At 61.5% G+C, this 26,966-nt stretch carries 25 protein-coding genes; 15 read left to right on the top strand and 10 right to left on the bottom strand.

Annotated features, from left to right (window positions below; translation table 11 throughout):
* Nucleotides 1-56 precede the first annotated feature (56 nt).
* Together QTL56_RS03495 and QTL56_RS03490 are read left to right on the top strand one after the other, a co-directional pair.
* The gene (locus QTL56_RS03495) at nt 57-284 is read left to right on the top strand and encodes a hypothetical protein (protein ID WP_229576392.1); all 228 of its coding nucleotides are present in this window, start codon (nt 57-59) and stop codon (nt 282-284) included.
* Nucleotides 285-385: 101 nt separating this feature from the next.
* Nucleotides 386-1,834, top strand: a complete 1,449-nt coding sequence (locus QTL56_RS03490) for a cryptochrome/photolyase family protein (protein WP_245137006.1) — start codon at nt 386-388, stop codon at nt 1,832-1,834.
* A gap of 103 nt (nt 1,835-1,937) precedes the next feature.
* Here QTL56_RS03490 and QTL56_RS03485 read toward each other — a convergent pair whose 3' ends face one another.
* Nucleotides 1,938-3,152 carry a hypothetical protein gene (locus tag QTL56_RS03485; RefSeq protein WP_245137007.1) on the bottom strand — a complete coding sequence of 405 codons (1,215 nt, stop codon included), beginning with the start codon at nt 3,150-3,152 and terminating at the stop codon, nt 1,938-1,940.
* A gap of 458 nt (nt 3,153-3,610) precedes the next feature.
* Between QTL56_RS03485 and QTL56_RS03480 the strand changes: the two genes are divergently transcribed.
* From QTL56_RS03480 to sseA, 3 genes are read left to right on the top strand one after another with little or no spacing between them, the layout of a single operon-like run.
* Nucleotides 3,611-4,648, top strand: coding sequence for a cysteine synthase A (locus QTL56_RS03480; RefSeq protein ID WP_245137008.1), 1,038 nt, complete (start codon nt 3,611-3,613; stop codon nt 4,646-4,648).
* Nucleotides 4,649-4,675: 27 nt separating this feature from the next.
* The gene (locus QTL56_RS03475) at nt 4,676-5,407 is read left to right on the top strand and encodes an alanyl-tRNA editing protein (RefSeq protein ID WP_245137009.1); all 732 of its coding nucleotides are present in this window, start codon (nt 4,676-4,678) and stop codon (nt 5,405-5,407) included.
* A 27-nt stretch (nt 5,408-5,434) separates the two neighbouring features.
* Nucleotides 5,435-6,859: a 3-mercaptopyruvate sulfurtransferase gene (sseA, locus tag QTL56_RS03470; RefSeq protein ID WP_245137010.1), complete on the top strand. Its 1,425-nt coding sequence runs from the start codon at nt 5,435-5,437 to the stop codon at nt 6,857-6,859.
* A gap of 9 nt (nt 6,860-6,868) precedes the next feature.
* On the opposite strand, the gene QTL56_RS03465 is transcribed toward sseA, so the two are convergent.
* Complete coding sequence (locus QTL56_RS03465; RefSeq protein WP_245137011.1) at nt 6,869-7,777, bottom strand: DUF4344 domain-containing metallopeptidase; 909 nt, start codon at nt 7,775-7,777, stop codon at nt 6,869-6,871.
* Nucleotides 7,778-7,938: 161 nt separating this feature from the next.
* On the opposite strand from QTL56_RS03465, the gene QTL56_RS03460 reads away from it, so the two are divergent.
* Together QTL56_RS03460 and QTL56_RS03455 are read left to right on the top strand one after the other, a co-directional pair.
* Complete coding sequence (locus QTL56_RS03460; protein WP_245137012.1) at nt 7,939-8,445, top strand: DUF1203 domain-containing protein; 507 nt, start codon at nt 7,939-7,941, stop codon at nt 8,443-8,445.
* Complete coding sequence (locus QTL56_RS03455; RefSeq protein ID WP_245137013.1) at nt 8,442-9,380, top strand: DMT family transporter; 939 nt, start codon at nt 8,442-8,444, stop codon at nt 9,378-9,380. The genes QTL56_RS03460 and QTL56_RS03455 overlap by 4 nt, the downstream gene beginning before the upstream one ends.
* A gap of 118 nt (nt 9,381-9,498) precedes the next feature.
* Here the strand turns inward: QTL56_RS03455 and ald are convergent, their stop codons facing one another.
* Complete coding sequence (gene ald, locus QTL56_RS03450; protein WP_229576402.1) at nt 9,499-10,617, bottom strand: alanine dehydrogenase; 1,119 nt, start codon at nt 10,615-10,617, stop codon at nt 9,499-9,501.
* Between the two features lie 159 nt (nt 10,618-10,776).
* Between ald and QTL56_RS03445 the strand changes: the two genes are divergently transcribed.
* The 3 genes from QTL56_RS03445 to QTL56_RS03435 all read left to right on the top strand — a co-directional run bounded on the left by QTL56_RS03445 (nt 10,777) and on the right by QTL56_RS03435 (nt 12,165).
* Complete coding sequence (locus QTL56_RS03445) at nt 10,777-11,238, top strand: Lrp/AsnC family transcriptional regulator (protein ID WP_229576403.1); 462 nt, start codon at nt 10,777-10,779, stop codon at nt 11,236-11,238.
* A gap of 91 nt (nt 11,239-11,329) precedes the next feature.
* On the top strand, nt 11,330-11,665 hold the full coding sequence (locus QTL56_RS03440) for a PilZ domain-containing protein (protein WP_229576404.1): 336 nt from the start codon (nt 11,330-11,332) through the stop codon (nt 11,663-11,665).
* Nucleotides 11,666-11,835: 170 nt separating this feature from the next.
* The gene (locus QTL56_RS03435; RefSeq protein ID WP_245137014.1) at nt 11,836-12,165 is read left to right on the top strand and encodes a PilZ domain-containing protein; all 330 of its coding nucleotides are present in this window, start codon (nt 11,836-11,838) and stop codon (nt 12,163-12,165) included.
* Nucleotides 12,166-12,179: 14 nt separating this feature from the next.
* Here QTL56_RS03435 and QTL56_RS03430 read toward each other — a convergent pair whose 3' ends face one another.
* Complete coding sequence (locus QTL56_RS03430; RefSeq protein ID WP_245137015.1) at nt 12,180-12,977, bottom strand: hypothetical protein; 798 nt, start codon at nt 12,975-12,977, stop codon at nt 12,180-12,182.
* Between the two features lie 200 nt (nt 12,978-13,177).
* Between QTL56_RS03430 and QTL56_RS03425 the strand changes: the two genes are divergently transcribed.
* Nucleotides 13,178-15,166: a bifunctional 2',3'-cyclic-nucleotide 2'-phosphodiesterase/3'-nucleotidase gene (locus QTL56_RS03425; protein ID WP_245137016.1), complete on the top strand. Its 1,989-nt coding sequence runs from the start codon at nt 13,178-13,180 to the stop codon at nt 15,164-15,166.
* A gap of 66 nt (nt 15,167-15,232) precedes the next feature.
* Here the strand turns inward: QTL56_RS03425 and QTL56_RS03420 are convergent, their stop codons facing one another.
* The gene (locus QTL56_RS03420) at nt 15,233-16,171 is read right to left on the bottom strand and encodes a LysR family transcriptional regulator (RefSeq protein WP_245137017.1); all 939 of its coding nucleotides are present in this window, start codon (nt 16,169-16,171) and stop codon (nt 15,233-15,235) included.
* 129 nt (nt 16,172-16,300) lie between these two features.
* Here QTL56_RS03420 and QTL56_RS03415 point away from each other — a divergent pair, with 129 nt between their 5' ends.
* Nucleotides 16,301-16,915, top strand: coding sequence for an FMN-dependent NADH-azoreductase (locus tag QTL56_RS03415; RefSeq protein ID WP_245137018.1), 615 nt, complete (start codon nt 16,301-16,303; stop codon nt 16,913-16,915).
* Nucleotides 16,916-16,991: 76 nt separating this feature from the next.
* Here the strand turns inward: QTL56_RS03415 and amt are convergent, their stop codons facing one another.
* Nucleotides 16,992-20,165 carry an ammonium transporter gene (gene amt / locus QTL56_RS03410; protein ID WP_289393469.1) on the bottom strand — a complete coding sequence of 1,058 codons (3,174 nt, stop codon included), beginning with the start codon at nt 20,163-20,165 and terminating at the stop codon, nt 16,992-16,994.
* Between the two features lie 166 nt (nt 20,166-20,331).
* On the bottom strand, nt 20,332-20,652 hold the full coding sequence (locus QTL56_RS03405) for an HlyU family transcriptional regulator (protein WP_245137020.1): 321 nt from the start codon (nt 20,650-20,652) through the stop codon (nt 20,332-20,334).
* Nucleotides 20,653-20,767: 115 nt separating this feature from the next.
* Here QTL56_RS03405 and QTL56_RS03400 point away from each other — a divergent pair, with 115 nt between their 5' ends.
* Nucleotides 20,768-21,757, top strand: coding sequence for an alpha/beta hydrolase (locus QTL56_RS03400; protein ID WP_245137021.1), 990 nt, complete (start codon nt 20,768-20,770; stop codon nt 21,755-21,757).
* Here QTL56_RS03400 and ilvA read toward each other — a convergent pair.
* A complete protein-coding gene (gene ilvA, locus QTL56_RS03395) occupies nt 21,750-22,964 on the bottom strand; it encodes a threonine ammonia-lyase (protein WP_267499108.1) in 1,215 nt (404 codons plus the stop codon). The genes QTL56_RS03400 and ilvA overlap by 8 nt on opposite strands.
* Before the next feature lie 132 nt (nt 22,965-23,096).
* Between ilvA and QTL56_RS03390 the strand changes: the two genes are divergently transcribed.
* Together QTL56_RS03390 and QTL56_RS03385 are read left to right on the top strand one after the other, a co-directional pair.
* Nucleotides 23,097-24,551 carry a TrkH family potassium uptake protein gene (locus tag QTL56_RS03390; protein WP_245137022.1) on the top strand — a complete coding sequence of 485 codons (1,455 nt, stop codon included), beginning with the start codon at nt 23,097-23,099 and terminating at the stop codon, nt 24,549-24,551.
* 96 nt (nt 24,552-24,647) lie between these two features.
* Complete coding sequence (locus tag QTL56_RS03385; RefSeq protein ID WP_229576415.1) at nt 24,648-25,247, top strand: hypothetical protein; 600 nt, start codon at nt 24,648-24,650, stop codon at nt 25,245-25,247.
* A 36-nt stretch (nt 25,248-25,283) separates the two neighbouring features.
* Here QTL56_RS03385 and QTL56_RS03380 read toward each other — a convergent pair whose 3' ends face one another.
* Both QTL56_RS03380 and QTL56_RS03375 read right to left on the bottom strand, forming a co-directional pair.
* A complete protein-coding gene (locus tag QTL56_RS03380; protein ID WP_245137023.1) occupies nt 25,284-26,102 on the bottom strand; it encodes an ABC transporter permease in 819 nt (272 codons plus the stop codon).
* The gene (locus QTL56_RS03375) at nt 26,099-26,887 is read right to left on the bottom strand and encodes an ABC transporter ATP-binding protein (RefSeq protein ID WP_245137024.1); all 789 of its coding nucleotides are present in this window, start codon (nt 26,885-26,887) and stop codon (nt 26,099-26,101) included. The genes QTL56_RS03380 and QTL56_RS03375 overlap by 4 nt, the downstream gene beginning before the upstream one ends.
* Nucleotides 26,888-26,966: the final 79 nt, after the last annotated feature.

Raw genomic sequence — 26,966 nt, 5'->3', positions numbered from 1 at the left:
CACCTTTGGCTGCTATTTGCCTGCCCTATCGAAATGGCATGCAAGGAGGACGGCCGATGTGGCTCGAGCTTCACGACGGGGACGGCTTTCCCTTCCACGTCAACATGGACAATGTGGTGGATTTCCGCTGGTACGAGCGGGAAGGCTACACATGCCTGCTGACAACCGCCCCGGTCGCCGAAAAGCTGCATCGTCTCTATGTCCGCGAGAATGCCCAGCAGATCCTCGCCATGATCCGGGCAGAACAGGCACGCCGCACGGCCGCCGGGCGCCCTGCCGCCTGACGCGAGCGCTCACCCGAATTCACAACAGATTCGTGATTGCGGCATGATCCCTTCGCCGCTGGTCTTCGTATGGCAGACAAAGCCAACAAAGAAGACATTGCATGCCCCATACTTCCGCCAAGACGCTCATTCTCTGGTTCCGCAAGGATCTCAGGCTTTCTGATCATGCAGCCCTAGCGACGGCCGCGGATGAAGGTTTCCGCGTCCTTCCTCTCTATATCCGCGAGCCCGAGGAGGCTGGAACCGGGCCGCTCGGCGCAGCACAAGGCTGGTGGCTGCACCATTCGCTGACGGCGCTTGGCCAGGCGATCGACGCGCTCGGATCGCGCCTCATCCTGCGCAGCGGTCCGGCCGAGCGTGTGCTGACCGACCTGATTTCCGAGACAGATGCCTCCGCCGTCTTCTGGAACCGGCGCTACGATCCGCCCGGCATCGCCATCGACAAGGCCCTGAAGGCAAAGCTGATCGATAACGGCATCGAGGTGCGCACCTTTGCCGGCCAGATCCTGCACGAGCCAACCAAGCTGAAGACCGGGGCCGGCGGCCATTTCCGCGTCTACACGCCGTTCTGGAAGGCGCTGGACGGCTCCGGCGAACCAGCCGAGCCGATCCCATCCCCCAAGTCCCTGCCCGCGCCCGAGCACTGGCCGACAAGCGACTCGCTTGAGGATTGGAGCCTGCTGCCAACGAAACCGAACTGGGCCAAAGGCTTCGAATCCGAATGGCAGCCGGGCGAAGCCGGCGCACAGGAACGCCTCGCGGACTTCGTCGAGACAGGGCTTAAGGGCTATCGCACCCGCCGCGACTTTCCCGGCGAGGCGCATGTCTCGATGCTGTCGCCGCACTTGGCGCTCGGCGAAATCTCGCCTGCATCCGTCTGGCACGCAACGCGCGGGCTTGGCGATGACTATTCCAGCGAAGATTACATCCATTTCCGCAAGGAGGTCGTCTGGCGCGACTTCTCCTACCATCTGCTCTTCCATTTCCCCGATCTGGCGGTGAAGAACTGGAACGACAAGTTTGACGCCTTTCCCTGGCGCGACGCGCCGGAGCTTCTCGAAAAATGGCAGAAGGGCCAGACGGGCTATCCGATCGTCGATGCCGGCATGCGCCAGCTCTGGCAGACCGGTTTCATGCACAACCGCGTGCGCATGATCACCGCTTCCTTCCTGATCAAGGATCTGCTCATCGATTGGCGCGAAGGCGAGCGCTGGTTCCGCGACACGCTTGTGGATGCCGACCCGGCATCGAATGCCGCCAGCTGGCAATGGGTCGCCGGCTCCGGTGCCGATGCCGCCCCCTTCTTCCGCATCTTCAACCCGATCACCCAGGGCGAGAAATTCGACCCCGAAGGCACATATGTCCGCCGCTTCGTGCCGGAGCTGAAGGCCATGCCGGACAAGTTCATCCACAAACCATCCGAGGCGCCGCTGACGGTGCTGAGGGACGCGGGCGTCAGCCTCGGCAAGACCTATCCCAAGCCGATCGTCGATCACGGCAAGGCCCGGGATACGGCGATGGCGGCGTTTCAGGGGTTGAGGGGGGAATAAGGAGTTTTACGTTGTCCATGCTACACTTGGAAACAAATTACGTCTGGCGCCAATACGCCCCTTGAGGTTGCCACCAGCGCGATAACGAGCACCGTACTGACACTCAAGTTGCGTTATACAACTTCGAAAAAGCTTCAACTTCTGAAACAAGCAATTCAGCGAGATCCACCTGTAAGGAACTAGTGTGCTCTCCATTTACCATAAGATATAATGCCTGCTCAATTGGCGCCAAATCAATAGATGGCTCTAGCGAGTTAGACGCCTCGATGGCACCAGTAACCGTGTGATACCCAGTCGCTGTGGTAACAATAGCTGACGCCAACAATGTTATGAAATTCCGTCGGTTTATCGAGGGCATTCTTGCGGCTGTGTCCGCCAACGCAATGACTGTGGCCGCTCCCGTGGCCAGTACGGGAACTGCTGCCTTGGTGTACTCAGCCATCCCGAAACGAGAGTCATGTTTATTGAGCGAAATCTGAATTTTTTTCTTTAGATCCTTTAAGAGCTTTGCCTCAGTTGGTAGTTCAGGTGCGTCGGATTGAAGCAGCTTATGATACCCCAGTTCCTTAAAACGAATCAGAGTGTCTATGTGCTTGTTAAAGTCCCTTCGGTCACCACCTAAATAGCGAGCCCGGTTCATTTCGAAGATCAACAAGTCCAGAGTGGCCGGAGGTGGCGCTACCGAATTGAGACCGGCTGGTATTGGTTCGTCCTCTTTACGACCAACCGTATCAAAAAACGATGGAGCTGCCCACGATTCCACGCCCGTAGTACAATTTAATTGAGACATCGCTAGAAAATGGTGTCTTGCAGTATCTAGTGCCTGCCGTATTACCGCATCGTCGTTCATCAGCTTGTTTTTGATAGATGCTACCCGAAGCCATTCGGGGTCAAGCTTGCTTTTTTTTACTAAATCCTCAGCGGCTATGAATTGCTTACTTCGGATTCGGCACTGCTCTTCAACCCACTCAGACACATCAGGCTTTGGTAATACACTTATCAAATCTCGACTAGCTTTACTCAAGCGGCCATCAAAGCTGTCATTCCACCCTGCCATTTTGAAGCCGCGCTGGGTTAAATCGTTCCGATACTCCGGCCCACTTAGCCAAGTCTCTCGGGTCGCGACATTCACAACCCCCAGATCAACTAGCTCCAAGAATTCTTCTGGCGTGTATGCCAGCCCCCGATTCTGACAAGCCTCGGCTATCTGATCGTGACTTGGGCTCCAAACAGTGACTTGGTCCGCAACCAGCAGCATTCGCTGAAAACTTGCCCAGCTTTTCTGCCCTAACTCCCAGCAATGATAAAGCGCATGCACAAAACTCTCCCGTCAACACCTTTACAAACAAGACAACCATAAAGCGCAAACATCAGCAATTCAATAAATGGGGGCTGAAATCCTCTTAAAATATTAGTGTTTTCTACTTATTTAGCAAGTACAGCACCAGCGCCCAATACTCATAAGCACTTGTATCTTGATGAAGTTGCGACAACCTCCACTTATTGAAACCTCATCAAGCTACCATTCATCGCTAGAGCTCCGGGCGAGCTTCCTGAAGGCTATCCCCCTCCCCGAACGCATTTTCCCTCCCCTCGGCCCACCGCGAAAAGCCATTCCTTGCCAATTGCTGGCTCCAAGCCGAAAAGACCGGTTCATTCCCGCGCGGACCGCCGCCCGCACAATCTTGTCCAGAAGGACAAAATCTCTCACGGGGGAGGTTTTCTTCTCCGCGCATTTGGTTCTAGTGTCCGCGTCAGACAAAAAAGGCAGACATCATGGCATTTCATCCCTCCGTGCTCGAGGCGATCGGCAATACGCCGCTCATCCGGCTGAAAGGCGCCTCCCAGGCGACCGGCTGCACCATTCTCGGCAAGGCCGAATTCCTCAATCCGGGCCAGTCGGTCAAGGATCGCGCCGCCCTCTTCATCATCCGTGACGCCGAGCGGCGCGGGCTTCTGCGCCCCGGCGGCGTGATCGTCGAGGGCACGGCCGGCAATACCGGCATCGGACTGACGCTGGTCGCCAAGGCGCTCGGCTATCGCACCGTGATCGTCATCCCGGAAACCCAGAGCCAGGAGAAGAAGGACGCGCTCAAACTGCTCGGTGCCGAACTCGTCGAAGTCCCGGCAGTGCCTTACAAGAACCCGAACAATTATGTGAAGATCTCCGGCCGTCTGGCGGCCCAGCTCGCCAAGACTGAGCCGAACGGCGCGATCTGGGCGAACCAGTTCGACAATACGGTAAATCGTGACGCGCATATCGAAACGACGGCGAAGGAAATCTTCGAGCAGACCGGCGGCGCCGTCGATGGCTTCATCTGCGCCGTCGGCTCGGGCGGCACGCTTGCCGGCACCGGGACCGGACTTCGCAACCGGAAGCCCGGCGTCAAGATCGGCATTGCCGATCCGGAAGGCGCCGCCCTCTTCGAATATTACAAGAATGGTGAATTGAAGTCCTCGGGCTCCTCGATCACCGAGGGCATCGGCCAGGGCCGCATCACGGCAAACCTTGAAGGCTTCAAGCCCGATTTCGCCTATCAGATCCCCGATGCCGAAGCGCTCGACATCGTCTTCGATCTCGTCGAAAACGAGGGCCTCTGCCTCGGCGGCTCCTCGGGCATCAACATTGCGGGTGCCATCCGGCTTGCGAGGGAACTCGGCCCCGGCCACACGATCGTGACGATCCTCTGCGACTACGGCAACCGCTACCAGTCCAAACTGTTCAACCCGGATTTCCTGCGCTCGAAGAACCTGCCGATCCCGGCCTGGCTCGAAAAGCGCGCCGATTTCGACCTGCCCTTCGAGACCGTCTGATCTCCGCATCCATCCGAAAGCATCATCATGACCACCATCGCCCTCTACCGCGACGATTTCTATCTCTCGACGGCGGAGGCGGTGGTGACCGCAGTGCATGAAGACGGCGCCGTCGAACTCGACCAGACCTGCTTCTATGCCGCATCCGGCGGCCAGCCCGGCGATACCGGCTTCGTTGAGCGCGCAGACGGCAGCCGCATCCAGCTGTCAGAGACCCGCCACGGCACCACCAAGCATGTCATCCTGCACCGCCCTCTGGAAGGCGAGCCGCTGCCCTCGGTTGGCGAGAAACTTGTGCTGCATGTCGACTGGACGCGCCGTTACAAGCTGATGCGCATGCACACAGCCTGCCACCTGCTCTCCGTCGTCTGCCCCTATCCGATCACCGGAGCTGCCGTCGGCGAAGAGGAAAGCCGGGTGGATTTCGACATGGGCGAAACGATCGACAAGGATCAGGTGACGGCGGATCTGATGAAACTCGTCGGGGAAAACCATCCGATCACTCTTCAGTGGATCACCGACGACGAGCTGGCCACCAATCCCGGCATCGTCAAGTCGAAGAATGTCCGCCCACCTGTCGGCCTCGGCCGTGTCTCCCTCGTTTGCATCGGCGAGAACTCCGGCGTTGACAGTCAGCCCTGCGGGGGCACACATGTTTCCGAGACCCAGGAGGTCGGTGCGATTCATATCGCCAAGATTGAAAAGAAGGGCAAGGAGAACCGCCGGTTCCGCATTCGCTTCGGAGCCCCGGACGCCTGAGCTCTAGGAACGTTACGGGAGAAGTGCATGTCCGGTGAAAGAAGCCGTTTCGTCGTTTCGGCGGATTGGGTCGAAAAGAACCTCGGAGCCCCCGGATTCAAACTCGTCGATGCCTCCTGGTATCTGCCCGCACAAGGGCGTAACGGCGCCGTCGAATATGCCTCCGGCCACATTCCGGGTGCCGTCTTCTTCGATCAGGACGTGATTGCCGATACCACGACCGACCTTCCCCATTCCCTGCCCTCGCCGTCCTTCTTTGCTCAAGCCGTCGGCCAGCTCGGCATTTCGGCCGAAGACACGATCGTCGTCTATGACGGCCCCGGCTTCTTCTCGGCTCCGCGCGTCTGGTGGATGTTCCGTGTCATGGGTGCACGCCGCGTCTACGTGCTCGAAGGCGGCATCGACGGCTGGAAGGCGGAAGGGCGCAGGCTCGAGACTGACCTGCCCGAACCGGCACCGGTTACCTTCGAGGCGCATTTCGACCGCGCGAAGCTCACCTCCTTTGACCAGATGTCCGGGATTGCCGACGAGGGCGACAAACAGATCGCCGATGCCCGCCCCGCCGGTCGTTTCACGGGCGAGGAACCCGAACCCCGCGAGGGCATGCGCTCCGGCCATATGCCGGGAGCCCGCAGCGTGCCTGCAGCCTCGCTCTCCGAGAATGGCCGCCTCAAGGATCTCGCCACACTGCGCTCGATCTTCACCGATGCCGGTATCGACCTCAACAATCCCGTCGTCACGAGCTGCGGCTCGGGGATCACGGCTGCGGTCGTGACACTCGCGCTCGAAAGCCTCGGGCATACCGACAATTCGCTCTATGACGGCTCCTGGTCGGAATGGGGCTCGAAGACCGATACGCCTGTTGCAACCGGCAAGGCGGAGCCGCTTGGCTCGAAGACGTCAGGCCCGCTGACGGCGCATGTGACGCAGCTCGAGATGACGGCACCGCCGAAGTCCAGCCTGCCGGTGCCGGTCAACATCCAGACGGCGATCATGCGCACGCATGAAATTCCGCTGTCCTTCTACCGCTTCCTGCATCGCCAGGTCGGCGCCCGCTGGCACTGGTACGAGCGGCTGCGCATGCCCGACGACCAGCTGAAGGCGATCATCCACCAGCCGAAGGTTTCGATCTCGGTTCTCTACGTGAATGGCGCCCCGGCCGGCTTCTACGAATTGTCGCAGGAAAACGACGATCTCGTCGAACTCTCCTATTTCGGCCTCTTCGAACACGCGCTCGGCCTTGGCATCGGCAAGTGGTTCCTGCTGCAATGTCTCTATGCGGCCTGGGCAACCGACCCGAAGAAGGTGACTGTTACCACCAACACGCTCGACCATCCCCGTGCGCTGCAGCTCTATCAGCAGTTCGGTTTCTCGCCGGTCGGGACCTATGACGCACTGGTCGATCCGATGACCGATCAGGAGCTGCTTGCGCTGATCAAGCGCGACGGGTGACGCCGTCGCTCATTCCTTCTTCTTCAGCTTCACGGTGCCAAGGTCGACCTGCGTGGCGCTCTCGTCTTCGGCAACGCCATCGCCGGTGGTCTCGTCCACCTCCTGGTTCTCGAACCAGTTGGCGATCAGACCGGCGTGGAAAGACGCCATTTCGTAGCAATAGGTGATCTCGCGATCGCCTGCATACCAGAAGGCGTTTTCGGTGCCACAGGTCTTGCCGGTGATCTTGATCCCGTCCTTCAGGGCGTAGCCATCTTCGAAAACCGTGGCGACGGCCTCCAGCGCACCGGCGCTCTTCAAGAGATCGGCAAAGCCCTGCAGGTCCTCATTGCCGGCCGGCTCGTAAGAGACCTCGAATTTCGTCTTCACGCCATCCTTCATGTTGGCGGCGAGCAGGCCCATCCAGCTGTCGCGCGCCTTCTGGTATTCGAGCACGCATTCTTCCCGTCGCTCTGCAGGAAATTCGAGCGAATCAGCAAATTCCTTGAAGAACTCGCCGTTCGCCCCGGTCATCATGCAGACGATTGCATAGGCCCGCTGCCGGTCGAGACCGTGGGTCCCCATGAAGTCGTCCTCCTGCGGACCGCCTTCATTCGCCTCGTCCAGCAGGAACCAGCCATCGGCGCTGTCCTGCATGGTGGTGTAGAGCTCCTCGTCCTCGGCGCCGAGCAGCAGCACGGAAGAGAGCGCGTCGACGGCATCCTCCTCGCGCCCGAGCACCGGCAGGCCAAGCTCCGAAACCAGCATGTGGCCCGCCTCGTGAAACAGGATGAAGATCGCGTTGTTGACGACGAATCTCTGGCCTTCCTGCACCTGTTCCTCGGTCAATTCGGCTGCCCGAAGATTCGAGGATGGCTGGAAGAGACATGCGGCAGACAGCGCCAGCACGGCCGCCGCGGCGGACTGATAGGAAATCATGGGAGCCCCTCACCCGAAATTGGATCACCGCACTATGTAGCGCAGAGGTTAAGCGAGAGAAAAACGCCATTTTTGACATGAACAATCTGCGCAGGAATCGGGTGGCGGCGCAGGTGCTGCCGGGGTGAGAATGCGGCCTTCAAACCATCCGAGAGGCTTTCATGACCGCTGTCCGCTTTGTTTCAATGTCCTCCACCGAGGCCGCTTCCTACCGGGCCGGGGCAGTCGACGCCTACGGTCTTGCGCCCGAACGCCGCATTTCGCCTGGAGGCTATCCCTGCCGCCATTGCCTCGCCGAGATCGCTGCCGGCGAAGCCTATCTGACGCTGGCCTATCGCCCCTTCCCCAAGCTGCAGCCCTATGCCGAGACCGGACCGATCTTTCTGCATGCAGTGGCCTGTCCGCGCTACGAGACGACGGAGGTTCTGCCGCCAGCGCTTGCGAGCCCCGACTACATCATGCGCGGATATGGCCCGGACGATCGCATCGTCTATGGCAGTGGCAGCGTTGTGCCGACCGAGGCGATCATGGTGCGGGCGGAGGCACTCTTCGGCGATCCCGACATCGCCTATGTTCATGTCCGCTCGGCCCGCAACAACTGCTATCAATGTCGAATCGAGCGGCTCGCGCCGCCCGCTCCGCCAGCCCAATCCGGAACATCCAGATGACACAGCACAGAAGCATGAACCCGACAGAATGGAGCCTCCTGCTGCTGCTCTCGGTGATCTGGGGCGGGTCCTTCTTCTTCACCGGGGTCGCCGTCAAGGAACTGCCGCCCTTCACCATCGTTGCGGCGCGGGTCGGCCTTGCCGCTCTGGCACTTCTCCTCGGTCTCAGGCTCGCCGGGATCTCGATGCCGCGTGCGCCGAAGATCTGGCTTGCCTTCTTCGGCATGGGTCTGCTGAACAACATGATCCCCTTCTCGCTGATCGTGTGGGGTCAGGGAACTATCGCCAGCGGCCTTGCCTCGATCCTCAATGCGACGACGCCCCTGTTCGGGGTCGTGGTCGCCCATCTGCTGACGCGCGACGAGAAGATGACCGGCGGGCGCCTCGCCGGAACGATCGTCGGCTTTGCCGGCGTGGCCCTGATGATCGGGCCGTCTGCACTGTCCGGCATCGGCTCGCATTTCATGGCGGAACTTGCCATTCTCGGAGCCGCACTCTCCTACGCCTTCGCCGGCGTCTATGGCCGACGATTCAAGGCAATGGGCATTAACCCGATCGTCACCGCCACCGGTCAGATCTCCGCGTCTGCCATGCTGATGATCCCGCTCGCGCTCGTCATCGAACAGCCCTGGACCCTCGCGGCACCGGGACTGCCGACGATGGCTGCTCTCGTCGCGATCGCGCTGATCTCGACGGCGCTTGCCTATATTCTCTTCTTCCGCATCCTCGCCTCGGCCGGCGCGACCAACCTCATGCTGGTGACTTTCCTCATTCCGGTGAGCGCGATCCTGCTTGGCTGGCTCTTCCTGGACGAGGTACTCGCGCCGCAGCACTTCATCGGCATGGCGACGATCGTGGCCGGCCTCGCCCTGATCGACGGTCGACTGCCGCGGCGGCTGTTCGGTCCGCGAGGCCGCGATACGCTGTCGAACTGAATCTGGCATCACCCCCCAATAAAAATGGGCCGGCCATGGGATGGCCGGCCCAGATGGCCGCGTTTACGCGAGACATGCGCGGACGTGACGCAACGTCAGGCGACCGGAGAGGCAGCCCTTACGCGACGTTCAGCACGGCTTCCGGCGCATGGGCCGGATAACCCAGGGCTTCGGCAACCGGCTTGTTGGTAATGCGCCCCTTGTGCACGTTCAAACCATTGCGCAGGTGCCGATCCTCGGCAATGGCGCGCAAACCGCGATCGGCAAGCGCCAGGCCATGCACCAGGGTCGCATTGTTCAGCGCATGGGCAGAGGTAATCGGCACAGCACCCGGCATGTTGGCAACGCAGTAATGCACGATGCCGTCGACGACATAGGTCGGGTCGGAATGGGTCGTGGCATGGGATGTCTCGAAACAGCCGCCCTGGTCGATGGCGACATCCACGACGACAGAGCCCTTCTTCATGCCCGAGAGCATTTCGCGGGTGACCAGCTTCGGGGCAGCTGCTCCGGGAATGAGGACGGCGCCGATGACGAGGTCGGCCGAGAAGCATTCCTGCTCCAGTGCATCGATCGTCGAATAGACCGTGTGCACGCGGCCACCGAAGATATCATCGAGCTGACGCAGGCGGGGCAGCGAACGGTCGAGAATGGTCACGTCGGCGCCGAGGCCCACCGCCATCTTGGCTGCATGCAGACCAACGACGCCGCCACCGATGACGGTAACCTTGGCCGGCAGAACGCCCGGAACGCCGCCGAGCAGGATGCCGCGGCCGCCATAGGCCTTCTGCAGCGCCGTGGCACCGGCCTGAATCGCGAGACGCCCGGCGACCTCCGACATCGGAGCCAGCAGCGGCAGGCCGCCGCGTTCATCGGTCACGGTCTCGTAGGCAATGGCGGTCACGCCAGAGTCGAGCAGACCCTTGGTCTGATCCGGATCCGGCGCGAGATGGAGATAAGTGTAAAGGATCTGACCGTCACGCAGCTGCACCCATTCCGAGGGCTGCGGTTCCTTGACCTTGACGATCATGTCGGACTTTTCGAACACGTCCTTGGCCGAGGCTGCGATCTTCGCGCCAGCGGCGATGTAGGCGTGGTCATCGGCACCGATCCCGGCGCCCGCACCCGTTTCCATCAGGACCTCATGGCCATGCGCCACATATTCTCTGACGGCACCCGGGGTCAGGCCGACACGGTATTCATGGTTTTTGATTTCCTTCGGGCAACCGACACGCATGAAGCGTTCCTCTCTTTTATCTGCAGCCGAAGCCGCTTTGTTTCAGATGCTAAAATTCAACCATCGATCCCGTAAAATGTCCTTGCAAAATGAGGCATGGAGCGCGACAGAATTCGCAGCTTCTTGCGTGACGCATGCCAATAACGGGGAATTCTACGAATGGCGGAACTGGATGCCATCGATCGTGCCATTCTGAAGGCGCTTCAGGAGAATGGTCGGATGACCAATGCCGAGCTCGCCGAGACGGTGGGCTTGTCACCCTCCGCCTGCTCGCGGCGGCACGACATGCTGGAAAAGTCTGGCGTCATCAGCGGCTATCATGCGCGGCTGTCGCACAAGGCGATCGACTACAAGATGATGGTTATCGTGCATATCTCGCTGTCGGGCCAGTTCGCCAAGACACTGACCGAGTTCGAGGCGGCCGTGAGACGCTGTCCGAACGTGCTGGTCTGCTACCTGATGTCGGGGGAGTATGATTACATACTCAGAGTGGCCGCCAAGGATCTCGAAGACTACGAGCGCATCCACCGCGACTGGCTGTCCGCGCTCCCGCATGTGGTGAAGATCAATTCGAGCTTTGCGCTGCGCGAGGTCATCGAGCGTCCCAATGTGGGGCTTTGAGCAGAGGTCCTGAAAATCCTAATGATCCGATTTAGACCGTTCTTACGGATTGTTCGTAAGCTCCCGCCATTCTTCTCATCAGGACGGCATCATGAGCAATAATCTCGGAATGGATGTTCGCAAATCTCCTCGCAGTCGCTGCAGGATCGACAGCAAGGTTCGTTACTTCAAGCAGGAAGCCGATGGACGCGTAGTCAACATCTCGCGCAATGGCCTGGCGCTTGAACTCTCGTCCAAGTTCCCGGCTGCCGCCGGGAGCCCCGTCATCATCGAGAACGCCGATATCGGCCTGCTCGAAGGTGTGGTTCGCTGGAATTATGGCGGGCGGATCGGCATCATGTTCAGGCCCAACAGCAATTCGATTGCCAAGGTCGCCGCCTATTTCCGCAACTTCCACCAGGAAGTTCGCCCGGTTCTCACGCGCTAAGGTCTGCCTCCATAGCGCAATTAACGGTAAACACCCGCAAATACAGGTCAAATACCCTAAATCTGCCAGGGTGACTGCTCGCATTCTAATGACCTCGGCCAGATGCCGTTAAGGCGCCTGACCGAGATTTCCTGCGTTTCTTCCAATCAGTTTTGATGGAGCGCAGTCAGATGCTTGCTGGCAAACTCAATCCGGACGGTCGTCGAAGCCAACGCCTACGCTGTCATATCAGAGGCACGCTGGAATGTATCGGCCAGAGGCTGGACGTGCGTATTCTCGACATTTCACATAGCGGCATGGCGCTGCAACTCGAAGGGTGGATAGAGGCCAAGCGCGGCGCGATGGTCTGCGTGCGGTGTGCCGAACTCGGTCGGATCGACTGCACCGTGCGCTGGTACAGGGCAGGAAAGATGGGGCTGGAATTCGATCAGAGCACCAATGCGGTCGCTCAGATCACGGCCTATTTCCGGAACTTCCATCAATCCCTGGGCCACACCTGACAGGTGGGCGCCCGTCATTCGGCCTCGGCAGCCTTCAATTCGAGATCGAACGGTTCGATTGCGCTGTTGCCCAGGATATACAGGACGTCATTGAGATAGTTTCGGCTTTTGGTGACCTCCACCGAGATCGGGCGATCGCCTTCTTGCGCACTGGGCGGCGCCAAAGACTCCAGTGAAAACTTTGCGCTGTTGGAATCGGGCACGCCGGAGAGGATGGCCGAGGTTGCGGTATCGGGTACCGTCACGACAGTTGCCTTGTCGCCTCCAACCGTTTCGGACGACAATACGCTGCCGGACGAATCCTGGAATTCCACGCGGCATGCCGGGCAAGCTCCGGCAATCGCCTTCGTGTCGAAGATCAGCTGAGGTGCGAGGGCAGCCTCTGACGGGAGATCCTGAGCATGCCCCGTCGTGACCAGTATTTCGCCCAGGTAGTTCAAGAGCTCCGTTGGCTTTGGATCGATCTCCACGCTGACGGCCTTGACCTCGGTGTCTTTGACAACGTCCTTGACCGGGGCAATCGCACCGGCAGTCGAAAGCAGAAAGGCGGGCGCGCCAACGCCGAGCACGAATGCCTTGCTGATGTTCGGCTCATTGCCGTAATGGGCCACGATCCCGCCGATGAGGCCCAACAAAACCAGGATGGCGATCGAACCGGCTATCGGTGCCAGGATCGAGAGCCAGGGCTCTTGCGCAAGTTTCTCAAACCAGTCCGCGATCTGCCCTCCCTGGGCACGAACCAGGATCCGCGCCAGTTCAGGCGACATTCCGCCGATTGCACCTGCAAAAAATGCCGTGTTGAGCCATGGCATGAGTCGATCCCCCATCGATGACAAGAGAATAATACCTCGCAGGCCGGGCAAAATCAATCTTTGCGCTACTATTCAACCACCATCTAGCATGGGTTGCATTGGATCCGTCCATGTCTCACCCCTGTCATTTTCCAGGTGCAAGCCTCTGGAAAGCGACTTAACCTCCTTCGCTTTCAGAACCAGTTCTTCGTGAGGCCCCCATGTCGTCTATCCTCGATCTCCACCCGATTTCCCGCCGCTCTTTCCTCAGCGGCATCGCCGCCTCGGCAGCCCTCGTCACGCTTCATCCGTTTGCCGCGCGCGCTTCCGCCAATCAGGCGCATCTGCGGCTGATGGAAACAACCGACATCCATGTCAACGTGATGCCTTATGACTATTACGCCGACAAGCCGAACGACACGATGGGACTGGCGCGCACCGCAAGCCTGATTGATTCCATCCGCGCGGAAGCCGGCAACTCCATGCTGATTGACAATGGCGACTTCCTGCAGGGCAATCCGATGGGCGATTACATGGCCTATCAGAAGGGCATGAAGCCTGGGGACGTGCATCCGGTGATCAAGGCGATGAACGTACTGGGCTATGACTGTGGCACGCTCGGCAACCACGAGTTCAACTATGGCCTGGACTTCATGTTCAACACGCTGGCCGGCGCGCAGTTTCCCTTTGTCTGCGCCAACCTGACCAAGGGCGAGCTCTCTGCCGATCCGAAGCAGGATGCGCTCTACTTCAAGCCTTACGTGATCCTCGAGAAACAGATCCGCGACGGCTCGGGCGCCACGAGCCCGATCAAGGTGGGCTTCATCGGCTTCGTGCCGCCGCAGATCATGCTGTGGGATGCGAAGAACCTCGAAGGCAGCGCGCAGACGCGCGACATCCTGCAGGCGGCACGCGCCTGGGTGCCGCAAATGCGTGAGGAAGGCGCCGACATCGTCATCGCGCTCTCCCATTCGGGCATCGATGGCCATGGCGAGAGCGAGGGCATGGAAAATGCCTCGCTCTATCTCGCCGGCGTCGAAGGCATCGATGCGATCTTCACCGGCCACCAGCATCTCGTTTTCCCCGGACCGAAGGATTTCGAAGAGGTTCCGGGGGCCGATGCGGTCAAGGGCACGCTGCTGGGCAAGCCGGCCGTCATGGCGGGCTTCTGGGGCTCGCATATGGGCCTGATCGATCTGCTCTTGGAAAAGGACGGCGCGAGCTGGAAGATCGTCGACTTCACCTGCGAAGCACGGCCGATCTACCACCGCGACGAGAACCGCAAGGTCGTCGCCGATACCAAGGACAAGCCCGAAGTGATCGCCTCGGTCGCGGCCGAACATCAGGCAACGCTCGACTATGTCCGCACGCCGGTCGGCAAGACCTCCGCGCCACTCTATTCCTATTTCGCGCTGGTCGCAGACGATCCCTCGATCCAGATCGTCTCGATCGCACAGTCCTGGTACATCAAGACCATGCTGAAGGACGGCCCGCACAAGGACCTTCCCGTCCTGTCGGCTGCCGCCCCGTTCAAGGCGGGCGGTCGCGGCGGTGCGGATTACTTCACCGACGTGCCGGCCGGCGACATCGCGATCAAGAATGTCGCCGATCTCTATCTCTATCCGAACACGATCCAAGCGGTCGCAATCACTGGCGAACAGGTGAAGAACTGGCTCGAAATGTCGGCCGGCATCTTCAACCAGATCGAGCCGGGAGCGCAGGATGCGCCTCTCATCAACCCGGACTTCCCATCCTACAATTACGATGTGATCGACGGCGTCACCTATCAGATCGACCTGACCAAACCCGCGCGCTATGACAAGGACGGCGTCGCCGTGCACCCGGAAACGAGCCGTATCGTCAACCTGCAGTTCGACGGCAAACCCATCGATCCGGGCCAGACGTTTGCGGTCGCGACCAACAACTACCGCGCCGGAGGCGGTGGCAAGTTTCCCGAGATCGCTGCGGACAAGGTGATCTTCGTCGGACCGGACACCAACCGCGACATCATCGTCCGCTACATCGTCGAGCAGGGCACGATCAATCCCTCGGCCGATGGCAACTGGTCCTTCGCGCCAATCGGCGACACAACCGTCACCTTCGAAACGGGGCCGAGGGCGCGCGAGCATCTCGCCGGCTTCCAGGGCGCCAAGATCGAGGATGCCGGTGAAGCGGCCGATGGATTCGCGAAGTTCCGGCTGACGCTTTGACGGCCGAGCTTCGGCGCGTTGCGGATCAACGGGTTGGGAATCGATTCAAAGGCTTGAATCGATTCCTTAAACCGCTTCGGAAAGAAGGGGCGACGGAAATTCTGCCGGGCAATTCGACAGATGCTCCTCGAATGCGCGGATCAGCCAGAGGCCGGCGGGTCCCGGAGGATTGTCGGCCCTGCGGATGGCATGGAGGTTGTACGCCCCTTGCTCATAGGCCGGCAGGTCGAGATGCACGATCCGGCCTTGCGCCAGGTCCTCGTGGATGATCGAGACCGGCAGCCCGCCCCAGCCCAGGCCGCCGCGAATGAGCTGGTGCTTCGTCGCCATGTCGCTCACCCGCCAGGTCTTGAAAGAGAGGACGTTGAAGTCTCGCCCCTGGGTCAGGTCCGAGGCATCGCTGACGACGATCTGCGTTTCCTCCCGCACGTCCCGCAGCGACAGCTTGACCTTGCGGGCCGCCAGCGGGTGGTCGGCTGCGGCGGCCGGCAGCAAAAAGCTGTGGCCGATGCGGTCGGCGACCAGTGTATCGTCCTGACGTAGGGGCGCGCCACCGATGCCGATTGTCGCCCGACCACTCAGGACCAGTTCCACAAGCCGGCCGAGCTCCCCCACTTCAAGCCTGAGGGAGACGGAGGGAAACTCGGTCTGGAATTCCCGGAGCACCGCAAGCACCGCCGGCATCGGCACGAGCACGCTGATCGCGATCGACAGTTCGGCCTCCAGGCCCTGACGCATGCTGCGTGCCTTGGCGCGCATCACCTGCAGGTCGCCAACGATCCGGCGCGCATCGGTCAGCATCGCCCTGCCCTCCTCGGTCAGCCTTGGCTGGCGCGTGCCGGTCCGTTCGAAGAGTGATACGCCGAGCTGGCTCTCCAGGTTTCCGATCGTGTAGCTCACCACGGATTGCGCCCGGTTGAGCAGGCGGGCGGCGGCCGAAAAGCTGCCGGCATCGGCCACTGCGAGAAAGACCTGAAGCTGGTCGAGGGTGGGGTTGGCATCCATGGCTTTCGAGCATCCATCCAATTGTTCGATAAGACCGATCTACATTATCACAGTTTCATCGATAGGTGCGCAGGATTACATGCATGGCAGGCCTGCTCCCAAGGGCCCTCCAACATCCGAGGAACTGCCATGTCGTCCATCCTTCTCGTCACTTCCAGCCCACGCGGCTCTGACTCCCTCTCGAACTCGATTGCATCCCAGCTCGCCGAGAAATTCGCAGCGCAGACCGGTGGCGCGCTGGTCCGCCGTGATCTTGTCGAGACCCAGCTCGACCATGTCGACGGCATCTTCACCGCCGCCATCCGCAAGCCGGCCGATGCCCGCACCGCCGAAGAAACCGAATCCGTTGTCCTGTCCGACGCGCTCGTTGCCGAACTCCTGGCCGCAGACACGATCGTCATCGGCACCGGCCTGATCAATTTCAACATCTATTCGTCGCTGAAGAGTTGGATCGACCACGTCGCTCGTGCCGGCCTCACCTTCACTTATACTGAAAACGGTCCGGTCGGTCTTGCCAAGGGCAAGAAGGCCTATCTCGTACTGGCCGCCGGCGGCGTCTATTCCTCCGGTCCCGGTGCGCCGATGAACCACGCGGTGCCTTACCTCAAGACGGTCCTCGGCTTCCTCGGCATTGATCTTGTCGAAACGGTCTATGTCGAAGGCTTGGCCTACGGCCCGGAAGCAGCCGAAAAGGCCGTCGCGGCTGCACAGGCCAAGGTCGTGGAACTGGCCGAGGCCGCCTGATCCTTAGCTCTCCCGTTTCCATGACCAACGAGCGCGGCAAACCGGCCGCACTCGCCTTTGCAAACGGCAAGCACCTTCAGTTGCCGTTTGCCGCCAGGGCAAGCGCTGTCTCGTTCCCCGCATGGGGCGGGCGCTTGTCCCGATGGACTGTGCGCCGCGCGATCCGCCTCAGCTCGATGACGACCGTCTCACTGATTTCACGAGCGATTTCGACCACCGGCTGCGGTCGACCGAGCAGATAGCCCTGCAGCTCGTCGCAACCGGCAGCACTCAGGTAGCTAGCCTGTTCCACGGTTTCCACACCCTCCGCCACGACACGCATGCCAAGCCCGTTACCGAGCTCGATGATGGTGCGCACGATGGCGTTGGCGGTCTCCTGCTCGCCCAGGGCCGAAACGAAGCTGCGATCAATCTTGATGACGTCGAACGGGTACCGGCTCAGATAGCTCAGCGACGAATAGCCCGTGCCGAAATCGTCGAGCGCGATCTTGACCCCCAGCGTCTTCAGATGGCCGAGGATGAGACGCGCCCTCTGGTCGTCGTCGATCAAGACGCTTTCGGTGATCTCCAGCTCGAGCTTCTGCGGCGCGACGGCGGTCTCCTGCAGAATTGCCTCGATGCCGGCCAGAAAATCCGGGTGCCGGAACTGGACCGGTGAAACATTGACGCTCAGATGGACATGCGGCGGCAGGTCGACCGCCAGCCGGCAGGCTTCGCGCAGTACCCATTCTCCAAGACCGATGATCTTGCCGGAGACTTCCGCCACGGGAATGAAATCACCAGGCTGCACCATGCCGCGCTCCGGGTGGTTCCAGCGCAGCAAGGCCTCGTAGCCGATGATCGCGCCGTCTCGGGCCGAGACGCGCGGCTGGAGATAGAGCTCGAATTCGCCGCGCTCCAGCCCCCGCTCGATATCGGCCTCCAGGGCGCGCCGCTTCTCAATCAATTCGTCCATGCCCTTGCGATAGGCGCGAAACGTGTTCCGCCCCGATTTCTTGGCATGATAGAGCGCAACGTCGGCGCGGCCGATCAATTCGTCCAGCTCGGTTGCATGTTCGGGAAACAGCGCGCCGCCGATGCTGATGCCGCACTTGATGCGTTCGCCCTGCCCCGTATTGAAAGGCTGCCGAAAGGCATCGATCAGCCGGCGGCTCATATCCTCAAGCTGTGCCTCGAAATGGCAATTGCCGAGAATGACTGCGAATTCGTCGCCACCCAGCCGCGCAGCCATGTCCGCTGATCCGAGAGCCGCCGACAGCCGCCGGGCGGTCTCGCGGATGACCTCGTCGCCAGCCGGATGGCCATAGAGATCGTTGACATCCTTGAAGTGGTCGAGATCGACGAGCAGGACACCACAACCCCAATCACGATTGGGGCGGTCGACCTGGGCTGACAGCGTCTCGGTAAAAAGTGCGCGGTTGGCCAGGCCTGTCAACGGATCATGCTCCGCGAGATGGCGCATGCGTCCTTCGACGGCCTTGCGCTCCCTGAGATCGACGAGACAACCGATGCGGATGTGGCGACCGCGATATTCGATGTTGCGGCCTCTCGCCTCGATCGGAATTCGTTGTCCGTCCGGCCGCACGATGTGGAGCTCACGGGAGACATTCGGCGCCGGGTTCGGATCGTCCAGCAGCATGCGCCGCCCTTCCGCGTCCACCAGATCGAGGATGGACGAGCCCACGAGCGTCTTCAGATCTCGGCCCGTCAGCAGCTCGAGCTGCTCGTTGCCGTCGATGATCGTGCCGTTCTCATACATGACGATCGCCTCGAACGTGGCGTTGGCGAGCGCCGACACCCGCTCGGATTCCTCCTGGTCGCGCACCTGCCCCTCGAGTTCCTGGCGGCTGCGCTCCTGCTGCTGGATATTGTCCATCAGGCCGTTGAACAGCCGGGCGAGCTTTTCCGCCTCGTCACCCGGGTCGACTGTCAACCGGTCACCGAGATCGGCGCTCCCCGAGACCAGTTTCGCCAGCGCATCCTCCACATGGCCGACACCGAGGCGCGTGCCGTGTTCGGCAACGTTGAGACCGACATCCTCGACCTCGGCAGAGACACGGATCGGGACCAGCTTGTCGAGGGTCCAGAAAAAGGCGTAGCCGAGGCCGAAGGCCCAGTAGAAATTGAGAGCCGAGCCGAAGATCTGGATGTAGAGCTGGTCGAAACGCCCACCGGCTGGAAGACGGTCGACGGGTGCGAGAAGGGCAAGCGCCAGCGTGCCCGCCACGCCGGCAAAGGCATGCACGCCGACGGCGCCGACCGCGTCGTCGACCTTCAGCTTTTCCTCGACAAACTGGTTGCCGAAGACGGCGATGATCGAGCCTAGGGCACCGACCAGAAGCGCTCCGCCGGGGTCGAGCACATGGCAGCCGGCCGTCACAGCCACCAGTGCGCCGAGCATGCCGCACAGCGCCTTTTCCGGCAGAACGACCCCGTCCTGCCTGGTGCCGATGACGTAACCGACGCAGGTGCCCATGCCACCGGCAAGCACCGTGTTGAGAATGATCGGAGCGACATCGGCACTGGCCGCGAGCGTCGAGCCACCATTAAATCCGATCCAGCCGAAAAACAGGATCAGCCCGCCGGTCGTCGCCAGTACCGGGTTATGGCCGGCGATCCGGACCGGCCGGCCCTCGGCATCGAAGCGGCCTTGTCTGGGGCCGATCACCAGGCAGGCCGCGAGCGCAACCCAACCGCCTGTGGCATGAACGACCGTCGAGCCGGCGAAATCGACAAAACCGAGATTGGCGAGAAAGGCGCCGGAGTTCGGGCCGACTGCCGTTCCCCAGGCCCAGTGGACGAAGACCGGGTAGATGAGGGTCGACAGCACGATCGAACCGAGAACATAGGCCGACAGTGTCATGCGCTCGGCAATTGCCCCGGAAACGATGGTCGCGGCCGTGCCGCAGAACATCACCTGGAAGACAAAGAAGCCTGCGAGCCAGCTGTCGAGGTCCTGGAGCAGGAAATAGTCCAGGTCGAAGCCGACTGGCAGCGTGCCGGAGGTACCAAAGGCCAACATGAAGCCAATCGCGGCGAAACCGATCACGCCGAAAACGAAATCCAGCAGGTTCTTCTGGGCCACGTTGATCGAGTTCTTGGAGCGAACCATGCCGGCTTCCAGGAGCAGGAAACCGATCTGCATCATCATCACCATACCGGCCGCGGCCATCAGCCAGGCAAGGTCGGCGGACGCCTTCGCCGTCTGGGCGGCCGCAGTCCCGTCGGCGGCGACAAGCGTCCCCGCCATCCCGAGGAGGATGCCAGATGCGATCAGACCAATGCGGGGCGAAAAGGCAGACAGTAACGCAATAATCACATGAAAACCCGAGCAATTTCCCGGGCCCAGTGTTGCGCTGCAGCATTATTTTTCAGTGACTGCGAAGAAAGAATTCTTCGCATCAATTCGGCAACCGTCAGACGATTCGCGACTCTTCCCCGTCACCGAACAGAGCCGGGCCGTTCTGGTCGATGATCTGATGCGCCTTGCGGAAGGTGCAATCGAGCGCATCGTCGAGCGAGGTGAAGACATCAGCGCGGATGAACTTCCGTTCGAGAACGCGACCATCCACGGTCTGCACGATGCGGCCGGCAAGACGATACTGGCTGCCTTCGCGCAGGGGTTCGGCGTGAATGACGCAGTCCTTATAGGTCTGCGGCTCGGCCATGGGCTTGGCAGGGCTCTCGGACGAGGCGCCACCGGTGAAAACAGAAAGGATGCTGGACAGGATCGACATGCGTTTCCCCTAGCACAGGGAGGAACGACGCGGAAGAGCCGGACGGGTGGCTTTCCGCCGGTGACCGGCGTGCTAAGCTCCGCTGCGGCGAGCGAACACGACCGTGGAGAAGGAGATGCGGAGCTTCATGGGCATAACGCTTGCGTTCATCGCGGTTGCGGTCGCAACACTCATCGCCGTCTACCGAATGCCGCCGGCGCTTGCATTGGAGGGCAAGGCGCGACCCGCTGCCGACACGTCCCCCGAGGAGGTGGAATCACAGATCGCGGAAGACGAGGGAAAGGTGGGCGTCATTCGCAAGGGCCTCGCCAAACAGATCGTCTGGGCCGACCCCGCGCGTCGCGGCAAAACGCCGGTCAGCATCATATACGTACATGGCTTCTCCGCCTCCCCCGCCGAGGTCCGTCCCCTGCCCGATCTCGTGGCAAAGGCGCTCGGCGCCAATCTCTTCTTCACCCGTCTGGTCGGCCACGGCCTCGACGATCCCGACGCGCTTGGCCTCGCGACAATCGAGGACTGGACAGGCGATGTCGGCGAGGCGCTGGCCGTGGGGCGCCTTCTCGGCGAGCAGGTCGTGGTCATCTCGACATCGACGGGCGCCTCGCTTGTCACCTGGGCGCTCGCCCGGCCTTCTCTTTCGGATCAGGTGGCGGCCGCGGTGTTCCTCTCGCCAAACTACGGCGTGCAGGCTTCCGGCAGTTTCCTGCTGAGCGGGCCTTTTGGCACGCGACTGGCACGGCTTCTGCTCGGCGAGCGACGCAGCTTCGAGCCGGTCAGCCCGCTCAACGCCCATAACTGGACCACCGACTATCCGGTCGCCGCACTCATTCCGATGGCACAGTCGGTGCGTCTGGCGACCCATAGCCCGGTCGAGGCCATCCACATTCCCGCACTTTTCATCCAGTCGCCTGAAGACAAGGTCGTGCGGCCGGATCGGACGGCGGCCGTCGCCGCCCGTTGGGGCGGCCCTCACCACTTGATCGACCCCGGCCCGACCGGCGACGCCAACAATCACGTGATCGCCGGCGACACCTATTCGCCCGAAACCACCGAACCCATCGCCCGGACAATTCTCGACTGGCTCGGCCAGCAGGGCATCAGATGATCAGATTGGCAAGGATCTCGTTTTCGGTAATGTCCTCGAAGCCCAGCCCTGCCTGATCGAACCGCTCGAACAGGGCTGCGAAATTCTCGCGCTTGCCGGTCTCGATGCCGATCAGGATCGAGCCGAAATTTCGCGCCGACTTCTTCAGATATTCGAAGCGGGCGATATCATCCTCAGGACCGAGCAGGTTGAGGAAATCGCGCAACGCGCCGGGACGTTGCGGCAGGCGCAGGATGAAGTATTTCTTGAGGCCCGCATAGCGCATGGCGCGTTCCTTGACGTCGGGCAGGCGCTCGAAATCGAAATTGCCGCCCGACACGACCGCGACGATCGTCCGGCCGCTCAGCGCCACGCGGGGCAGCAGATCGAGGGCCGCCAGCGCCAGCGCGCCCGCCGGCTCCAGCACCACGCCCTCGACATTGAGCATGTCGGTCATCGTCACGCAGATCGCATTTTCAGGCACGATCAGCACCTGATCCGGCCGGAAGCTCTTCAGCGCCTCGAAATTGTGATCGCCGATGCGGGCAACGGCGGCGCCATCGACGAAATTGTCGACCTTGGGCAGCGTCACGACCTTGCCGGCCTCGAGGCTCTTCTTCAGGCTGGGCGCCCCGGCCGGTTCGCAAAAGATCATCGCCTCGGGCGACACGCGTCCGGCCATGTAGCCTGTCATGCCCGAGGAGAGCCCGCCGCCACCGACCGGCATCACCACCAGATCGGGAGCGACCCCATCGGGCAGTTGCTGCATGACCTCGGCGGCGACGGTCGCCTGTCCCTCGATGATATCAGGATGGTCGAAGGGCGGCACCATGTGGCCGCCGATGGCCTCGACATGGTCTCGGGCAGCCGCATAGCACTGGTCGAAGATGTCGCCGACCAGACGGATGGTGATGAATTCGCCGCCGAAGATGCGGGTCTTGTCGATCTTCTGCTGCGGCGTGGTCACCGGCATGAAGACCACGCCCTCGACGCCGAAATGGCGGCAGACATAGGCAAAGCCCTGGGCGTGATTGCCGGCGGAGGCGCAGACGAAGGTGGTGCCGGAGGGGCTGTCGGCAACGATCTTGCGAAAGAAATTGAAGGCGCCACGGATCTTGTAGGAGCGGACGGGCGTCAGGTCCTCGCGCTTCAGATAGACATTGGCGCCGTAACGGGCGCTCAGATGGTCGTTGAGCTGCAGCGGTGTTTCGGGAAAGAGGCCGCGCATTGCCTCCAGCGCTTCGTCGACTTGACTGGCGGTCACGTCAGCCTCCGTTGAATTTTGAACCGAGCCCCGCTATGGCATACACATAGGGCGGAGACAAAGCCTCTTTGCGCCGCAACAGACGGAAGACCTTGCTTGAATACCAATCTGCTCCGCTCCGTCGTCTACATCGCGGCCCTTTGCGGGCTCTACCTCTCCACGGCCATGCTGATCCCGGCCATGGTGGACCTCTATTATGGCGATGCCCACTGGTCAGTCTTCACCGTCTCTGCGGCCATGGTGGGCGGTCTGTCGGTCACCGCGGCCATGGCGACGCGGGGTCCGCCGCCTGCCTTTTCCAAGCGCATGGGCTTCCTTCTGGTGAATGTGCTCTGGGCGACCTTCTCGCTCATCGGTGCCATTCCGATCTTCTTCTCGGAGCTCGAACTCACCTTCGCCCAGGCATTGTTCGAATCGGTCTCGGCCATCACCACGACCGGGTCCACCGTTCTCGTCGGGCTTGACGACATGGCGCCCGGTCTGCTCGTCTGGCGTTCGCTGCTGCAATGGCTAGGCGGCATCGGGATCGTGGCGCTCGGGCTGTTCGTCTTGCCGTTCCTGCGGGTCGGAGGGGTCTCGTTCTTCAAGATGGAATCCTCCGACATCGGCGACAAGCCGTTCGCGCGGATTGCGACCTTCACCCGAGCCTTTGTCGCCATCTATGTGGCGATCACGCTCATCTGCATGATCGCCTACGACGTATTCGGCATGAGCCATTTCGACGCGCTCAATCACGCCCTGACCACGATCGCGACCGGTGGTTTCTCCACCCATGACGCGTCCTTCGGCTATTTCAACAGCTACGCGCTGCGCTGGATCGCGACCTTCTTCATGACGGTCTGCAGCCTGCCCTTCTCGATCCTGATCGTGTTTTTCATCAAGGGGCGCCTCGATGCGCTGCGCGATCCGCAGATCCTGGTCTTCCTCGGCTATCTTGCCGCCTTTGCCATCGCTGCTGCGCTCTACAACCACCTGCGCAACGGTGTCGATCTGCCGCTGGCGCTGTCACATTCCTTCTTCAATTTCTCGTCGATCCTCTCCACCACCGGCTATGCCAGCGAGGACTATACGCTCTGGGGGCCCTTTGCCGTCGCAGCCGCCTTCTTCGCGACCTTCATGGGTGGCTGCTCGGGTTCGACCGCCGGCGGCATCAAGGCCTACCGCTTCGTGATCCTGTTCAACATCATCCTGACCGGCATGAAGAAGCTCATCTATCCGAACGCGGTCTATTCCGTGCGCTACGGCCACCAGATCGTCGATGCAGACACCCAAAGGGCCGTCTTCCTCTTCTTCAGCGCCTATACCTTCATCTGGGTTGTCGGAAGCCTCGCCATGGCGCTTGCCGGATATGAATTCGCCACCGCCTCTTCGGCCGTGATCACGGCGCTCTCGAATGTCGGCCCCGGCATCGGACCCCTGATCGGCCCCGCGGGCAACTTCGCCATGATGGCCGATCCGGAACTCTACATCCTGTCGCTCGCCATGCTGCTCGGCCGTCTGGAAGTGCTGACCGTCATGGTCCTGCTCGTCCCGATCTTCTGGCGCTCGTAAGGATCAGGTCAACGTGATCCCGGCAAGCGGAGGCAGCGCTTGACGCGTCGTGCTGGTTCTTTCCACACTCGCGCCATCGCAACGCGGGAGAATCACGTGCCCCTGAAATACCCCGGCCCCATCCGTTCCTTCACCGCCGCCGCTCTCGGCGCATGGCTCGTCGCCTCCACGGCCTCGGCAGGCCCGCTTCTCGACGCAGCGATCGAGGCGGAGCGGCTGGCGGCGCAGAACGACGCGCGCGGCGCCTTCGAGGCCATGCGCTCAGGCCTTGCGGCCTTCTCGCAGACACTGCCGCCCACGGTTCCCCGGGCACTCTTCGTCAGTGACGTGCCGAAAGCCTACCGCGCCTACGCCGCGAAGGCGGAACCGGTCTTCATGACCGGCGAAAAGCTGATCACCTATGTGGAAGTGACCGGCCTCAAATGGAAACCGGCACCGGACAATCAGCGCCAGTCGCACTTCACCGTCGACCTCGAACTGACCAACGACGAAGGCAAGACACTGGCGCTGCAGAAGGAGTTTGGCAATTTCACCTTCACCAGCCACTCGGATGCGGTCGAGGTCTATACCCACCTCACCCTCGACGTCGCAGGCGCCAAGCCCGGCGGCTATGTCCTGCGCTATACCATCAACGACGTGATCGCCGAGCGCTCCACCCCGTTCGAGCTGCCCTTCACGCTCAAGGCAAAGGGCTGAACGCGGGTTTCCCGCTCCGCCCCGCCGGCCAGGGCATCAGTTCGCCATGGTCGAACGGTGCGCCCAGCCGGTCATGCGCTTCTCGATGAAGGCCATCAGCGCATACATGGCGATACCCTCGACCGCGAGCATCAAGAGGCCGGCAAAGACCAGTGGCACGTTGAACTGGCTCTGGGCCGAGCTCATCATGTTGCCGAGGCCATAGTTGGAGGCGACCGTCTCGGAGACGACGGAGCCGACGAAAGCGAGTGTGATCGCGATCTTCAGCGAGCCGAAGAAATAGGGCATGGAGCGGGGTATGCCGACCTTCAGCATGATGTCCATCTTTCGCGCGCCCAATGCCCTGAGCACATCCTCGGTCTCCGGCTCGATCGTGGCGAGGCCCGTCGCGACGTTGACGACGATCGGGAAGAAGGAAATCAGGAAGGCGGTCAGAACCGCCGGCACGGTACCGATGCCGAACCAGATGACGAGGATCGGGACGAGCGCCACCTTGGGAATGGCGTTGAAGCCGATCATCAGGGGATAGAGCCCGGCATAGATGGTCTTCGACCAGCCGATGAAGAGGCCGAGACCCAGGCCTGCCACGACAGCGATCAGGAAGCCGAGCGTCGTGGTGTAAAGCGTCTGCAGCGAATTCTTCCAGATCGGCGACCAGTATTGGATGATCGCCTCGAAGACACGCGTCGGCGCCGGCAGCAGCGTCTGCGGCAGGGCAAAGACGATGACGGAGAGCTCCCAGACGATGAAGAGACCGAGCGTGTAGAGAAGGGGGGCGGCGCGCACCCAGTTGATCCGCTGCATCAGCGGCTTCACCACCGGCCGGGTCGGGGCCGTTTCGATTGTCACGCTCATGCCACCACCCTCGCCTTCGCGATCTCGCCATGCAGGACATGCACCATGTCGTTGAAGGCATTGTCATAGGTCAGTTCGATGTCGCGCGGCCGGGCGAAGGGCACCGTGTGTTCCTTCACCACCTTTCCGGGCCTTGCGCTCATCACAAAGATCCGGTCCGCCAGGAAAACCGCCTCGCGCAGGTCATGGGTGACCAGCACGATCGTCACGCCCTGGGCTGCATGCAGATCGCGGATGACGCACCATAGCTCCTCGCGGGTGAAGGCATCGAGCGCACCGAAGGGTTCGTCGAGCATCAGGAGTTCCGGCTCGTGAATCAGCGCCCGGCAGAGATTGGCGCGCTGCTGCATGCCGCCCGACAGCTGCCAGGGGAATTTCGAGCCGACCCCCTTGAGGCCGACGATCTCCAGCAGGTTCTCCGCCTTCTCGATGTATTCCTTCTTGTTCGCCCGCAGGCGATGGCGATGCCGCTCGACGATTTCGAGCGGCAGGAGGATGTTTTCGAGCGTCGTGCGCCAGGGCAGCATGGTCGGGTTCTGGAAGGCCATGCCGACGATCGAGACCGGTTTGGTCACCTGCTGGCCGGCGACGATGACGACGCCGGACTGGGGAATATGCAATCCCGTCACGAGCTTCATCAGGGTCGACTTGCCGCAACCGGAGGGCCCGACGACGGCGGCGAATTCGCCCTTGTCGACCCTGAGCGTCAGGCCGGAGACGGCCAGCGTGCCGTCCGCGCCGCCATAGCGCATGTCGACATTGTCGATGGAAACGAGATGAGACATTGGGGCTCCGGTCAAAATGGGATTTCCCAACCTCCCCTTGAGGGGGAGGCCGCTGCGAACAGCGGGTGGGGTGGTCTCG

It is taken from the genome of Peteryoungia algae (assembly GCF_030369675.1).
GTDB lineage: Bacteria > Pseudomonadota > Alphaproteobacteria > Rhizobiales > Rhizobiaceae > Allorhizobium > Allorhizobium algae.
Note: the sequence above shows the minus strand (reverse complement) of the source record. Positions and strands in the feature narration are given on the sequence as shown.